Source organism: Isoptericola maris (genome assembly GCF_048065335.1).
Taxonomy (GTDB): domain Bacteria; phylum Actinomycetota; class Actinomycetes; order Actinomycetales; family Cellulomonadaceae; genus Isoptericola; species Isoptericola rhizosphaerae.
In genome coordinates this window covers 424014-438026 of the sequence record NZ_JBLUNY010000002.1, presented here as the reverse complement: position 1 = coordinate 438026, position 14013 = coordinate 424014, and the positions used below count along the sequence as shown (strand labels likewise).

The following is a 14013-nucleotide window of genomic DNA, read 5'->3' as shown; positions in this document are numbered from 1 at the left end:
CCCGAGAGGCGTGGAGGCTAGACGAACGGCACGACGACGGCCACGGTGAGGATCCCGAGGCCGAGCGCGAGACGGCGGTGGTTGGCGTACCACGGCTTGCCGCGCAGCTCCTCCGTCTCGCGCCGCCAGTTGTCCCGGTCGAAGACGACCTCCGCGATCGCCTCGCGCGAGGGTGCCGGGGTCACCAGCGAGATGGCGACGAACACCACGACGCTGAGCGCCAGCATGATGCCCGTCGCGTACAGGAACTGGATCGAGTGCAGCTCGAGCACCTCGCCGGTGACGAACCCGGCCAGGCCGATCGGCACCATCGACACGAGCGTCCAGAAGGCCGCGGCGGAGGACCCGCGCCGCCAGAAGATCCCACCGAGCAGGACGACGACGATCGGCATCGTCACGTAGCCGAGGAACGACTGGAAGTACTCGACGATCGTGTCGAACTGCAGGATGATCGGCGCCCAGGCGATCGCCAGGAGCATGAAGAGCGCGATCAGTCCCCGGCTCATGAGCATCAGCTGCTTCTCGCTGAACTCCCGCTCGCGCGTCTTGACGAAGTCGTTGATCACCAGGCTCGCGGCGCCGTTGAGGACGGAGTCCAGGGTCGACATCAGCGCGGCGATGAGCGCCGCCACCACGAGCCCGCGCAGCCCGATCGGGATGAACTCGAAGACGAGTGCCGGCCACGCCAGGTCGGGGTTGTCCAGGTCGGGGAAGACGTCACGGGCCAGGATGCCGGGAAAGATCAGCAGGACCAGCAGGGGCAGCTGCATGAGGCCGGCGAACAGCACGCCCCACCGCCCGTGGTCGAGGTTCTTCGAGGCCAGGACCCGCTGCACCACGACGTGGTTGGAGATCCAGACGTACACGCCCAGCCAGATCGCGCCGGTGAAGATGCCGGGCCACGGCAGGAAGTCGTCGTCCGGCGGCGGGGCGACGGTGAACCCGTCCTCCGGGGCCAGCGCGGGGAACACCGACCAGTCGAAGTCGAAGCGGGCGAAGACGACCACGAGGATGATGCCGGCCGCCAGGAAGAGCAGGACGCCCTGGACGGTGTCGGTGATCATCACCGCCCGCAGCCCGCCGAGGATGACGTAGGCGCCGCCCAGGACGGCGATGATGATGACGTGCACGAGGATCGGCACGTTCGGGAACATCAGGTTGAGCACGAGCGCGCCGGCGATCATGCCGCCGGCGGAGTCGATCAGCATCCCGGTCAGCACGGTGAAGCCGGAGAACGCGTACCGGGAGCGTTGGTCGTACCGGCGGCCGAGGAACTCGGGGACCGTGGAGACCTTCGACTGCAGGTAGATCGGCAGGATGAGGATCGCGAACGCGAGGAGCACCAGAGTGGCGATCCACTCGAAGTTCCACACCGAGATCCCGGTCGAGTAGCCGGCCCCGGCGAGTCCGAGGAACTGCGTGCCGGAGAAGTTGGTGACGATGAGGGAGAAGCCGACCAGCGGCCACACCATCCCGCGCCCCGCCAGGAAGAAGTCCTCGGAGTTCTGGGACTTGCGCCCGGCCCACCAGCCGACGGCGAGGATCCCCACCACGTAGAGGCCGATGACGGCCAGGTCGATGGTGGCGAGCTCGATCTCGGGCATCCCGGCCTCCGCAGCGCGTGGTCGACGTCGACGACGCGCTTACGTTGACATGTCCGAGTCCTCGTCGCACGACGCGCCGGCCAGCTCGTCGCCGACCAGGCGCGCCACCCGGGGCGAGGCGAGGTAGCCGGTCCACGTCCCGTCGTCGTCCCGGACGGCCGCGGCGTGGTGCCACGGCGCGGTGTTGTCCACCTCGACGGCCTCGACCGACGCCGTGCCCGCCGGCATCGGGAACGTCTCGGGCGTGAGGCCGTGCAGGGCGAGGGCGTCGCGCGGGTCGCGCGCGTTCACCCATCGCTCGACCGGTGGCCAGGTGAGAGGGCCGTCCGCCTCCAGGGCGGAGCGCACGGCCTCGATCCCCAACGGCGAACCGAGGGTGAGTAGCAACGGCATCGTCCGGGACTGCGGGTCCGCACGTCGCAGCACGTCGTAGGCGACCACGGAGCCGAGCGAGTGCGCCACCAGGACGACGGGTTCGTCCGTCGGCAGCGCCTTCTCGAGTCCTGCGCGGACGGCGGCGCGCGTCTCGTCATCGTGCAGGTAGGTGTGCACGTCGCGGGCCAGGAGGAGCACGACCGCACCGCTCAGGCCGGGCACGAGCCGGTCGATCGCGGCGAGCGCGGCGACGAGGGCCCGGGCGAGGGCGTCGGCGACCGACGTCCCGAGGCCGACGGTGCTGCCCTCGAAGAGCCCGACGGCGCTCGCCTGCGTGGTGCGTCCGGCGCCGGCGAGCACCTCGCGTGCCACGGAGAGCGCGAACCGCGCCTCGTCGACGGAGAGCCCGTGCACGGCGGGCACCGCAGCCGGGTCTGCGCGGACGTGCACGGTCACCGGGGGGCGCGGGCCGCCGTCGGGCGGCGTGAGGGTGTCGCCGTAGAAGACGAACGTGGCGTCGTCGTCGGCGAGTCGCAGCGGGGACCCGGCCGAGGCGAGGCCTGCGCCGAGCGCGGCGAGCCAGCGTGCCTCGACGGTCTCGGCGTCGCGGCCGTCGGCGTCCCGGCCGTGCAGCAGCACGAGCCGGGTCATGCGGCCACCAGCCCGGCGACCTCGTCGGCGCACCCCCAGCTCAGGGTGACGCCGGCGCCGCCGTGGCCGTAGCAGTGCACCACGTGCCCGTCCCGCTCGACGCGGACCGCGGGCCGCGCCGGACGCAGGCCGACGACGTGCCGCAGGACCCGCGCCTCGCGCACCTCGGGCACGAGCCGGGCGGCGCGCTCCAGGATGTCCGCGGCGGTGGTCGCTGTCGGTGTGCGGTCCCACGCGCCGGCGTCGTCGGTGCCGCCCACGACGACCTCGCGCCCGCGTGGCACCACGTAGGTGGGACCGGCGGCGTCCAGCCACCAGCGGTCCAGCCCCCACTGCTCCAGCACCACGGTCTGGCCGCGGACCGGGGCCACGGACCCGTCGCCGGCGAGGTCCCGCGCGCCGAGGCCGGTGCAGTGGACGATCGTCGCGCCGTCGTCCCCGGGGCCGGGCAGCGCGTCCAGCGACGCCTGCACGATCGACCCGCCGAGCGACTCGACGCGCTCGGCGAGCCAGCCCAGGTAGACCGGCATGTCGATGAGCGGCGCGGTGAAGGTCCAGCCCGCGGTGTACGACGGCGGCACGTCCGCCGTGCGGTCGAGCTGCGGCACCGCGTCGCGCCACCACGGGTCGGCCGGTGTCTCCGTGAACACCTCGGCGCCGGGGCGCATCCGCACGCCGGACCCGGGCGCCGTCAGCGCGAGGTCGTCGAACGCCGCGTAGGAGGCGGCCGACCATGCGGTGACGCGGTCCTGGGGCAGCGCGAGGTACGGGTACCAGAGCGCGGCCGCCACCGCGGAGGTGGTGTCCGGCGGCAGGTCGCGGGCCCGGACCTCGACCTGGTGGCCGGTCTCGAGGAGCCGGACGGCGCAGCTCAGCCCGATGACTCCGGCACCGACGACGACCACGCGGGACATGCGCCGGAGTCTGCCAGATCGGCAGGAGCGCCGGGTGTGGGGCCGTGCCGGAGAATGTCCCCACCCCGCGCCGAATGTCTGTGTTCGGCCCGCAATGGACGCCCAAAACGGTCCGAACCTGGATGTTCGGCGGCGGTGGTCAGTCCAGCGGGTGGAGGATCCGGTGCAGGAACTGCCGGGTCCGCTCCTCCCGCGGGTGGGCGAAGAGCTGTGCGGGCGCGCTGCGCTCGACCACCACGCCGCCGTCGAGGAACAGGACCTCGTCGGCGACCTCGCGCGCGAACTGCAGCTCGTGGGTGACCACCACCATCGTCCAGCCCTCGTCGGCGAGGCTCTTCATGACGTGCAGCACCTCGCCGACGAGCTCCGGGTCGAGCGCGGAGGTCGGCTCGTCGAAGAGCAGCAGGTCGGGCTCCAGCGCGAGGGCCCGCACGATCCCGACGCGTTGCTGCTGCCCGCCGGACAGCTGGCGCGGGTACGCGTCGCGCTTCTCGGCGAGGCCGACGCGGGCCAGCAGGTCGGTGGCCCGCGCCTCGGCCTCGGCCCGGGGCACCTTGCGGACCTGGACAGGTCCCTCGGTGACGTTCTGCAGCACCGTCTTGTGCGGGAACAGGTTGTGGTGCTGGAACACCATCGCGGACCGGTCACGGGCCGCGAACCGCTGAGCCGCAGGGACGGGCCGGGAGAAGTCGATCTCCGGGCCGCCGTCGAACACCAGAGTGCCGGCGTCGGGCGTCTCGAGGCCGTTGAGCGAGCGGAGCATCGTCGTCTTGCCGGAGCCGCTGGGCCCGATGAGTGCGACCACCTGCCCCGGCCGCACGGAGAGGTCGACGCCGCGCAGCACCTCGTTGTCCCCGAACGACTTGTGGATGCCGCGGGCGGACATCAGGGGCTCAGACATACTGCTCCAGCTTCTTCTCGATCCGGTCCTGCCCGAACGACAGCACGGTGCAGATGATCCAGTAGATGATCGCCGCCTCCGTGTAGAGCAGCAGGAACTCGCTGGTGAACGACGCGACCTCCTGCGCCTTGCGGAACAGCTCGGTCACCAGGATGAGCGAGGCGAGCGACGTGTCCTTGACCAGCGAGATGAACGTGTTGGACAGCGGGGGGACGCTCACGCGGGCGGCCTGCGGCAGGATGACGCGCCGCAGCGTCCGCGCGTGCGACATCCCGACGACGTAGCCGGCCTCCCACTGCCCCTTGGGCACGGAGAGGATGGCGGCGCGGATGACCTCGGCCGCGTACCCGCCGACGTTGAGGGAGAACGCGACGACGGCGCTCGGCCACGGGTCGATCGTCACGCCGATCGTGGGCAGCCCGTAGAAGATGACGAAGAGCTGCACGAGCAGCGGCGTGCCACGGATGATCGAGACGTACACCCGACCGATGCCGCGCAGCACCCGGTGGGTCGACAACCGCAGCAGCGCGACCCCCAGCGCGAGGACCAACCCGATCGCGAACGACATCAGGGCCAGCGGGATCGTCCCGAGGACGGCGCCGCCCCACATCGGCCACCACGAGTCGGCGAAGAGCTGGGCGTCCATGTGCTCACCTCACCATCGGCGCGCCCGTCGACGACGACGGCGCGCGGTAGACGTGCGGGAGCGCCGGCACCCGCTGGGCACCGGCGCTCCTGCGCAACCGTTCAGAAGCCTTACTCGGAGACGTCCTCGCCGAAGTACTTCTCGGTCAGGCCCGTGAGGGTGCCGTCGGCACGCAGCTCGTCGAGGGCGCCGTCGATGGCGTCGGCGAGCGCCGCACGCTCCGGCGTGACGACGAACCCGGACTCCGAGGTCTCCTCGGTCTCCGCGGCGATCTGGATCGGCGCGTCGGGGTGCTCGTTGAGGTAGTCCAGCACCGTGAGGGAGTCGTTGATGGTCGCGTCCACGCGGCCCTGCTCGATCAGGGCGACGGACTGGGCCCAGCCCTCGACGGCCTCGATCTTGGCGCCGGACTCCTCGGCGAGGGAGCGCCAGTTGCTGGTGAGCGACTGGGCCGTCGTCTTGCCGTCCAGGTCGGCGAAGCTCGAGATCGACGTGTCGCCCTCGGGGGCCACGACGACACCGCGCGAGATCGTGTACGGCTGCGAGAACTCGTACTTCTCGACGCGCTCGGGGGTCATCGAGACCTGGTTCGCGATGGTGTCGACGCGGCCCGCGTCGAGGCCCGCGAAGATGGCGTCCCACTGTGTCTCCGCGAACTCGATCTCGAGACCGAGCTTCTCGGCGACGGCCTCGGCGACCTCGACGTCGTACCCGACGAGCTCGCCCGAGGCGTCGTGGAACGTGAACGGCCGGTAGGTGCCCTCGGTGGCGACGGTCAGGGTGCCGTCGTCGACCAGGTTCAGGTCCGGTCCGGCGTCCCCACCCTCGGACCCGCCGTCGGAACCTCCGCACGCCGCGAGCGCCAGGGCGGTCACGGTGGCCGTGGCGGTGGCGAGGATGGCGCGGTGGCGTCGCATGGGAGGTCTCCTGTGTGCTGATGGCCGTCGGCGGGATGTGCCGCGGCGCGTGGGTCCGGGTCGAGGCATCGAATCGATCGATCGATCTGATCGACCGTTCCGATGCACGGATAGCGTCAACAGGGTGCCACGACGGCGGCATTCCCGCTGTGAGCGAGGACACGGCCCGGGCGCGCGGGGTGCCTCGTGGGAGGCTGGCCCGATGAACGCCGACGACGCCACCGCCCTGATCTCCGAGGTCTCCGAGACCGAGCGCGAGCTCGTCCTGACCCGCTTCTCGCACGACGACGCCTGGCGGCTCGGCTGCCTGCTCGTCGAGCTGGCCACCGAGCGCGACCTGCCGGTGACCATCGACGTGCGCAAGGGCACCCAGCAGGTGTTCCACGCGGCGCGCGAGGGGACGACACCGGACAACGACTCGTGGGTCGAGCGCAAGGTGCGCGTCGTGTACCGCTTCGGTGCGTCGTCATACCTGGTCGGCTTGCGCGCCCGTGCTGAGGGGCGCGACTTCAACGAGATCCACCAGCTGCCGCTGCAGGAGTTCGCGGCCCACGGCGGGGCGTTCCCGATCCGCGTCGACGGTGTCGGCATCGTCGGGGTCGCGACCGTGTCCGGGCTCGCGCAGGGCGACGACCACGCGCTGGTGGTGGAGGCCCTGCGGACCTTCGCCGCGCCGTCGGCCTGACGCGTCGTACGGTGTGCCCGTGACCGCACTCCTCCTGGCGAACGCGCGTCTCGCGGGCCGGTTCGACGGCCTCGTCGACGTCGCTCTCGACGGCGGCCGGATCGCCGCCGTCGTCCCGGCCGGCGAGCGTTCGGCCCTCGGGGGCCCGCCCGGCCCGCCGCCCGAGTCCGTGGACCTCGACGGGCGCGTGCTGATCCCCGGCCTGTGGGACGCGCACACCCACCTCACGCAGTGGGCGTTGGTGCGGCACCGCCTGGACGTCTCGGAGGCCACCAGCCCCGCGCACGCCGCGGTGCTCGTCCGTGCGCGGGTGCACGGGGCGACGACGCCGGTGCCGCACGGGCAGCCGCTCGTCGGCTACGGCTTCCGGTGGGCGGGGTGGGACACCGAGCCGACGGCCGCCGTGCTCGACGAGGCCGTGGGCGACGTGCCCGTCATCCTGCTCTCCGGCGACCTGCACAGCGCGTGGGCGTCGTCGGCCGGGCTGCGCTATCTCGGCATCGACCACCACCCCACGGGTCTGCTGCGCGAGGAGGAGTGGATGCCGGCGAGCCCGCGCATCGTCGCGGTGGAGGACGACGTCGCCGACGAGATGGTGGCCGACGCCGCGCGTGCGGCCGCCGAGCGCGGCGTGGTCGGTGTCGTCGACTTCGAGGTGGCCGACAACCTCGCGGTCTGGCGCCGGCGGGTCGGCCGGGGCTGGGGCGGCCTGCGCGTGCGGGCCGGGGTGTGGGAGCAGTACCTGGAGGCGGTGCTGGCGGCCGGGCTCACGGACGGCTCCCCGCTGGCCGAGGGCACCGACCTCGTCACGCAGGGTCCGCTGAAGGTCATCAGCGACGGCTCGCTGAACACCCTGACCGCGTTCTGCTTCGACGAGTACGCCGGTCTGACGGGCGCGGGAGCCCACGGGGTCCTCAACATCGCGACCGACCAGCTCGTGCCGCTGATGTCGCGCGCCCGCGACGCCGGTCTGCGCTGCGCGATCCACGCGATCGGCGACCGGGCCAACGCCCTGGCACTGGACGCCTTCGGGGCGTCGGCGGCGCGGGGATCGATCGAGCACGCGCAGCTCGTGCAGCCGGACGACGTCGCCCGGTTCGCGGCGCTCGGTGTGACGGCGAGCGTGCAGCCCGAGCACGCGATGGACGACCGGGACATCGCCGAGGAGCTCTGGGGAGACCGCACCGAGCGTGCCTTCCCGCTGGCCGACCTGCGCCGTGCCGGGGTGCCGCTCGCGCTCGGCTCGGACGCCCCGGTCGCGCCCCTCGACCCCTGGGCGGCCGTCGCGGCCGCCGTCACCCGCTCCCGCGACGGCCGCGAACCCTGGCATCCCGAGCAGAGCCTCGACCTGCGCACCGCGCTCGAGGCGTCGGTGGACGGACGTTCGTTCGACCTGGAGCCCGGAGCGCCGGCCGACCTGGCGGTGCTCGACGTCGACCCGCTCGCCGTCGACCCCGCCGGCCTGCGGCAGATGCCGGTCGCGGCTACGCTCGTGGCGGGGGAGTGGACGCACCGTGGCTTCTGAGGACGGCGTGCCCGACGGCGGTCGGGCCGGCCCGGTGGCGCGGCTGCGGTCACGTCTCGCGGAGGTCGAGGCGCGGATCGCGGCCCAGGAGCGGCTCGTGGCCGACATCGTCGGGGTGGTCCGGGACGAGAACGTCGACGACGAGCACGACCCGGAGGGGTCGACCCTCGCGTGGGAGCGGCAGCAGGCGGCGGCCCTGGCCGCGGAGGCCACCGTCGAACGGGACGAGCTGCTCGCTGCGCTCGACCGGGTCGCCGCCGGCACGTACGGCGTGTGCGAGGTGTGCGGGCGCGAGATCCCGACCGGGCGCCTGGACGCCCGCCCGGCGGCGACGCGCTGCGTCGAGCACGCGCGCTGAACGCTCCGCAGCAGGCGGGTCCGCCGACCGAGCCTGGGAGACTGGGCCGGTGCGTGCCGAGCCGATGACGCCCGACGGCGTGGTGGACCACGTCGTCGGCCTTGTCCTGGCGCGCCCCGCCGAGCGCCCGGTGCGGCTCCTGGTCGACGGGCACCCCTCGACCCGGCCCGCGGAGCTCGCGGACGCGCTGGCCGGCCCGCTGCGGACGGCCGGACGCCCCGTGGCACGCGTACGGACGCGAGACTTCTGGCGGCCCGCGTCGCTGCGGCTGGAGCGTGGCCACCGTGACCCGGACGCGCTGCTCGACGAGTGGATCGACGTCGACGGCCTCAACCGGGAGGTCCTCACGTCCGTGGTGCGGCAGGGTCGGTGGCTGCCCACGCTGCGGGACCCGGCGACCGACCGGTCCACGCGCGCCGACCGCGTCGACGCCCTGCCCGGCACCGTCGTCGCGCTCGACGGGTCGTTGACCCTCGGCAAGGGCCTCGACGTCGACCTCACCGTCCACCTCGCCCTGCGGCCCGCGACAGAGACCCGCAACACCCCGCTCGAGGACGCCTGGACCCTGGTCGCGTACGGGCGCTACCGGCGTGAGAGCGCCCCCGAGCGCGTGGCCGACGTCGTCGTCCGCTCCGACCACCCCGACCGGCCGGCACTGCTGCGAGGCTGACCGACGCGGCCTGGCGCACGTAGTGATCGCCCGGTTCGTGCCGGCTCCCTCCGTGCGTACGAGGCGCAGGACCGTGCCGGTCGGGGCTCGCTTTCGGCGGGAATGAGGACGATCATGCTGCTCTACGCTGGCGGCCCGCCGTCGGCCGGGTGGCGGGCCAAGGAGGAACAGTGATCGTCGCACCGTTCGGCCGTTTCACCGAGGGTCGCGTGCCCGACCCGGGGATCGCCCCGCTCTTCACGCGGGAGAACCGCTGGCAGGCCCGGCTCGACGTCGAGGCCGCACTGGCGCTCGCGGAGGCTGACGCGGGCCTCGTCCCGCAGGAGTCGGCCCGGGCGATCGCGCTGACCGCCCGCATCGAGAAGCTCGACATCAAGCGGGTCCTCGCCGCGACAGCGGAGGCCAGCCACCCGCTGGTGCCGCTCATCGAGGAGTTCGCCCGCGCTGTCGGCGCCAAGCACGGCGGCTGGGTGCACTGGGGTGCCACGACGCAGAACATCACGCAGACCGCAGACGTGCTGGTGCTGCGCGACGCGCACCGGCTGCTGCTGCGCCAGCTCTCCCGGGTGCTGCGCTCCGCGTCGGGGCTCGCCGAGCGGTCGGCCGACCTGCCGATGGCCGGCCGGACCCACTCCCAGCATGCCGTGCCGGTGACGTTCGGTTTCAAGGTCGCCGTGTGGATCGACCAGCTCGTGGCGCACACCGAGCGCCTCGAACGCCTCGACGACCGGCTGTTCTGCGTCCTCATGGGTGGTGCGGCCGGGACGTTCGCCTCGTTCGGTGAGGCGGGCAGGGTCATCGAGGCCGGGGTGGCGCACCGGCTCGGCCTGCACCCGATGCGCGTCCCGTCGCGTTCGATCAACGACGGGATCGTCGAGCTCGTGCTCGTCCTCGCGCAGCTCGCGGGCACCGTCGGCAAGATCGCCAAGGACGTCTACGCCCTCATGCAGCCCGAGTTCGCCGAGGCGTTCGAGCCGGTGCCCGAGGGCACCGTCGGGTCGTCGACCATGCCGCACAAGCGCAACCCGCAGCTCGCGCTGGACCTGCTGACGATGTCCGCGGAGCTTCGGGCGCTGGCCGCCCCGGCGCTGGAGTCGATGCTGCACGACCAGGAGGCCAACGGCGCGATGACGGCGCTGCTGGAGGACGTGGCGGCGTCGGCCGCCGTCCTGGCGGGGGACATGCTCGCGCGGATGGAGGTCATCGTGGGCGGGCTGGTGCTCGACCCGTCCCGCATGCGGGACAACATCAGTCTCTCGGCGGGCATGATCGGCTCGGAGTCGCTGATGCTGGCCCTCGGGGAGAAGATCGGGCGGCAGAAGGCGCACGACGTCGTGTTCGACGTCGCCCAGGCTGCCGCGACGTCCACGACGCCGTTCGTGGAGATGTTGCTCGACGAGCCGACGGTCTCCGGGGCCTTCGACCGGGCCGAGCTGGACGAGCTCATCGACCCGGCCGCCTACCTGGGGCTCAGCGCGGAGATCGCCGGCGAGCTGGCCGCCTGCGCCACGACGACGGCGGACCGCCTGGACGCCCTCCCGGAGCGTGCTCCGCTGATGACCCGCTGATTCCGGCCCGCCGATGTTGCGCGATGCGACGTGCGACCCCAGAGTGGGACACGTCACGGTCGGGAGAGCAGGGGGCACCGAGATGACGGACGCTGGCGGCAGCACGGGGGCGACGAGCCCGCGGCGCTGGACGCTGCGCGCCCTCGGGGTCGCCCTCGGGACGGTCGCGACCGGCCTCTGCCTCGCCACGAGCGCTTCGGCGGACGACGGCGGAGCCGACGAGCGCTCTCGGGACGGACTCCTCGCGGGGGTCGTGGAGACCACGACCGATCGTGTCACCGACCCGCTGCTGGACACGGTCGGCAAGACCGTCGAGAAGGTCACCGAGCCCGTCGGCAAGACGCTGGGGAAGGTGACCGAGAAGGTCGCCCCGCGCGCTGAGGAGCCGGCGGAGAAGCCGGCCCCGAAGCCTGACGAGGAGCCGGCCCCGAAGCCTGACGAGGAGCCGGCCCCGAAGCCTGACGAGGAGCCGGCCCCGAAGCCCGACGAGAAGCCGGCCCCGAAGCCCGACGAGAAGCCGGCCCCGAAGCCCGACGAGAAGCCGGCCCCGAAGCCCGACGAGGAGCCGGCCACCGACCCCGAGCCTTCCGAGACCTCGGGCCCCGCCGAGACGACGTCCGACCCGGCCGGAGACCTCCTCGACACGGTGACCGGCGAGGTGGTCGCACCGGTCACCGAGAAGGTCGGTGGGACGCTCGGGGCCGTCGTCGAGCCGGTGAGCGACGGGATCGCTCCGCTGACCGGGGCGACCGGCGAGGTGGTGGAGAGCATCACCGAGCCCGTGACCGAACCGCTGCGCCCGGTGACCGACGCGGTCGGCACGGCGCTCCGCCCCGTGACCAGCGCGACCGCCCCGGTGCTCGCGCCGGTGGGCTCGCTGGTCGGAGGCGTGACCGGCACGCTGGAGCCGGTCCTCGAGCCCGTCACCACCGCCGTCGTCCGGCCGGTGGTCGACCCCGTCGTCAGACCTGTCGTCGACCTGGTCCGGCCCGTGGTGCGCCCGGTCGTCGATGCCGTCGCCCCGGTGACCGACCCCGTACTGGACCTGGTCGACCCCGTCGTGGAGCCCGTGGTGCGTCCGGTGCACCCCGTCGTCGAACCCGGCGTGATCGTTCCTGCGGCCCCTGACGCCGATGTCCCGGCCCTCGCGGCCGACCGGGCACCGTCCGCCGACCGGACCTCGCCCACCGACCGGGAACCGTCTGCCGAGACCGACGCCGTCCGGACGGTCGACGTGCCGGCGACACCGGCCGCGCCGTCCGTCGCCTGGCTCGGCACGGTGATGGACCCGGTGGACTCGGCCTTGATGGGCCTGGCCCCGACCGCCGAGCACGACGCGACCGCCGCGCCCGACCAGGCCGGCGCCCCCGACGCTCTGAGCGACGCCGTCACCACGGGTGGCTGCAGCTCCTCCAGCTCCGTGCGCGGAGGCGCGGGCAGCGGCGACCTCGTCGCACAGCTCGTCTCGGCGTCGCGGGCCGGGGCCGGCCACTGGCTGGTCCCCGCTCCCGTAACGTTCGCACCGCTGCCGGTGCCCTACGCCGAGATCTCCGTCTCTCCTGCCTGACGTGGCCACGTCGCGCCACTGAGCGCGACCTGCTGCGGGCGGCGTCCGCCGTCTGCTCCCACGTCACACGGCAGGAGACAACCATGCGTACGAACGCGCGACGAGTGCTGCAAGCAGTGCTTGTCACAGGCGGCCTCGTGGTCGCCGGGGCCTACTCGGCCCATGCTGCGGAGGACGACGTCGTCGACGTCGAGATCGGCGAGGACACCTCGGTCGACCTGAACCTCGAAGAGGTCTCGGAGGAGCTGTCGGACGCGTCCTTGGACACGCCCGTGGACCTCCCCGAGGTCGACACCCAGCCGGTCGAGACCGTCGTCGACGACCTCGTCGGCGAGGACGGCCCGGTGGACGACCTCGTCGGCGCCGAAGAGCCGAGCGAGACCACCACGGACGACGTCGTGGACGTCGTGGCGGAGGACGTCAGCCAGACGGTCGAGGACGTCACCTCGGGTGACGTCGAGGCGGCCGTGGACGACGTCGTTGCCGAGGACGGCGTCGTCGACGACGCTCTCGAGGACGGCGGGGCCGATGCCGCCGTCGAGGACGTCGTCGAGACCACGGCCACCGTCGACGAGGTGGTCGGGACGGACGGTGCCGTCGAAGGGCCGGTCGACGACGTCGTCGGTGAGGACGGGCTGGTCGACGACGTCGTCGGCCCGGACGAGCCGGAGGAGGGCGTGACGGACGGCCTCGTGGCGGCAGCCGTCGACGATGTCGACGCGACGGTCGACGACGCCCTGGCGGGTGACGTCGAGGCGGTCGTGGACGACGTCGTGGCCGAGGACGGCGTCGTGGACGACGTGCTGGAGGACGGCGGTGTGGACACGGCTGTCGCGGACGTCGTGGACGCGGGCGGAGCGGTCGACGAGGCGCTCGGTACCGACGGGCAGGTCGAGGATCTGGTCGGCGGCGCGATCGGTGAGGACGGGCTGGTCGACGACGTCGTCGGCCCGGACGAGCCGGAGGACGGCGTCACGGACGGCCTGGTGGACGAGCTCCGCAACGACGTCGACCAGACGGTCACGGACCTGCTCGAGCTCGACCTCGTCGCCGTGGTGGACGACGTCCTCGCCGAGGACGGCATCGTCGACGACGTCCTCGAGAACGGGACGTCCGCCGACCCCGGTGACAGTCCGGGGACAGACCCCGGTGACGGCGACGGTCCGGGGACAGATCTTGGTGACGGCACGGGATCCGGCCCCGGCTCCGCGCCGGTGACCGGGCCGTCCGGCGGCGTGACGGGAACCGTCCAGAGCGAGAGCCCGGGCATGGTGACGGTCGCGGCGTCGGGCACGACGGGTGCGGAAGCGCTGGCGACGACCGGCGCGAGCTCCGGTCAGCTCGCCGTCCTGGCCCTGCTGCTGATCATGGCGGGCGCTGCGCTCGCCTCACGACGTCGACGGCTGCACGTCGGCTGACACCACCTTCCGCGGATGCGGTGCGGTCGTGGGGCGTCGCAGGGGGACGGCCCACGACCGCACGGCCTGCGGTCTGCCGGACCGGTGCGCCGGGGCCAGGAGGTCGGTCACGAGCTCCGCGGCCCGCGCCGGTCCGCCGGCGGGTGGGACGACGACGTACGGGCGGGGGCCCGTGCGGTCGGTGCAGCCCACCGGGACCGGTGCGCGGTCGTGG

The 14013-nt window shown here is 73.2% G+C and carries 13 protein-coding genes; 7 read left to right on the top strand and 6 right to left on the bottom strand.

Going from position 1 to position 14013, the window contains the following annotated elements:
- Positions 1 to 17 precede the first annotated feature (17 nt).
- The 6 genes from ACH5HR_RS06210 to ACH5HR_RS06185 form a co-directional block, all read right to left on the bottom strand.
- Positions 18 to 1604 (bottom strand): sodium:solute symporter family transporter, encoded by a 1587-nt coding sequence (locus ACH5HR_RS06210; RefSeq protein WP_416476803.1) that lies wholly within the window; start codon positions 1602 to 1604, stop codon positions 18 to 20.
- Between the two features lie 39 nt (positions 1605 to 1643).
- Positions 1644 to 2630 carry a hypothetical protein gene (locus ACH5HR_RS06205; protein WP_416476802.1) on the bottom strand — a complete coding sequence of 329 codons (987 nt, stop codon included), beginning with the start codon at positions 2628 to 2630 and terminating at the stop codon, positions 1644 to 1646.
- Positions 2627 to 3544: an FAD-dependent oxidoreductase gene (locus ACH5HR_RS06200; RefSeq protein WP_416476801.1), complete on the bottom strand. Its 918-nt coding sequence runs from the start codon at positions 3542 to 3544 to the stop codon at positions 2627 to 2629. The genes ACH5HR_RS06205 and ACH5HR_RS06200 overlap by 4 nt, the downstream gene beginning before the upstream one ends.
- Before the next feature lie 139 nt (positions 3545 to 3683).
- A complete protein-coding gene (locus tag ACH5HR_RS06195; protein ID WP_416476800.1) occupies positions 3684 to 4445 on the bottom strand; it encodes an amino acid ABC transporter ATP-binding protein in 762 nt (253 codons plus the stop codon).
- Positions 4438 to 5091: an amino acid ABC transporter permease gene (locus ACH5HR_RS06190; protein ID WP_416476799.1), complete on the bottom strand. Its 654-nt coding sequence runs from the start codon at positions 5089 to 5091 to the stop codon at positions 4438 to 4440. Before ACH5HR_RS06190 ends, ACH5HR_RS06195 begins: the two co-directional genes overlap by 8 nt.
- A 110-nt stretch (positions 5092 to 5201) precedes the next feature.
- Complete coding sequence (locus ACH5HR_RS06185; RefSeq protein ID WP_416476798.1) at positions 5202 to 6008, bottom strand: amino acid ABC transporter substrate-binding protein; 807 nt, start codon at positions 6006 to 6008, stop codon at positions 5202 to 5204.
- Between the two features lie 202 nt (positions 6009 to 6210).
- On the opposite strand from ACH5HR_RS06185, the gene ACH5HR_RS06180 reads away from it, so the two are divergent.
- The 7 genes from ACH5HR_RS06180 (at position 6211) to ACH5HR_RS06150 (ending at position 13799) form a co-directional block, all read left to right on the top strand.
- Entirely contained in the window at positions 6211 to 6693 is a 483-nt protein-coding gene (locus tag ACH5HR_RS06180; protein ID WP_416476797.1) for a heme-degrading domain-containing protein, read from the top strand.
- A gap of 19 nt (positions 6694 to 6712) precedes the next feature.
- Positions 6713 to 8218, top strand: a complete 1506-nt coding sequence (locus ACH5HR_RS06175) for an amidohydrolase (protein WP_416476796.1) — start codon at positions 6713 to 6715, stop codon at positions 8216 to 8218.
- The gene (locus ACH5HR_RS06170) at positions 8208 to 8576 is read left to right on the top strand and encodes a TraR/DksA family transcriptional regulator (protein ID WP_416476795.1); all 369 of its coding nucleotides are present in this window, start codon (positions 8208 to 8210) and stop codon (positions 8574 to 8576) included. Before ACH5HR_RS06175 ends, ACH5HR_RS06170 begins: the two co-directional genes overlap by 11 nt.
- A 49-nt stretch (positions 8577 to 8625) precedes the next feature.
- Complete coding sequence (locus ACH5HR_RS06165; RefSeq protein WP_416476794.1) at positions 8626 to 9246, top strand: nucleoside/nucleotide kinase family protein; 621 nt, start codon at positions 8626 to 8628, stop codon at positions 9244 to 9246.
- 170 nt (positions 9247 to 9416) lie between these two features.
- On the top strand, positions 9417 to 10814 hold the full coding sequence (locus ACH5HR_RS06160) for a class-II fumarase/aspartase family protein (RefSeq protein ID WP_416476793.1): 1398 nt from the start codon (positions 9417 to 9419) through the stop codon (positions 10812 to 10814).
- Between the two features lie 82 nt (positions 10815 to 10896).
- On the top strand, positions 10897 to 12381 hold the full coding sequence (locus tag ACH5HR_RS06155) for a hypothetical protein (protein WP_416476791.1): 1485 nt from the start codon (positions 10897 to 10899) through the stop codon (positions 12379 to 12381).
- Between the two features lie 116 nt (positions 12382 to 12497).
- A complete protein-coding gene (locus tag ACH5HR_RS06150; protein WP_416476790.1) occupies positions 12498 to 13799 on the top strand; it encodes a hypothetical protein in 1302 nt (433 codons plus the stop codon).
- The last annotated feature ends 214 nt before the right edge of the window (positions 13800 to 14013 follow it).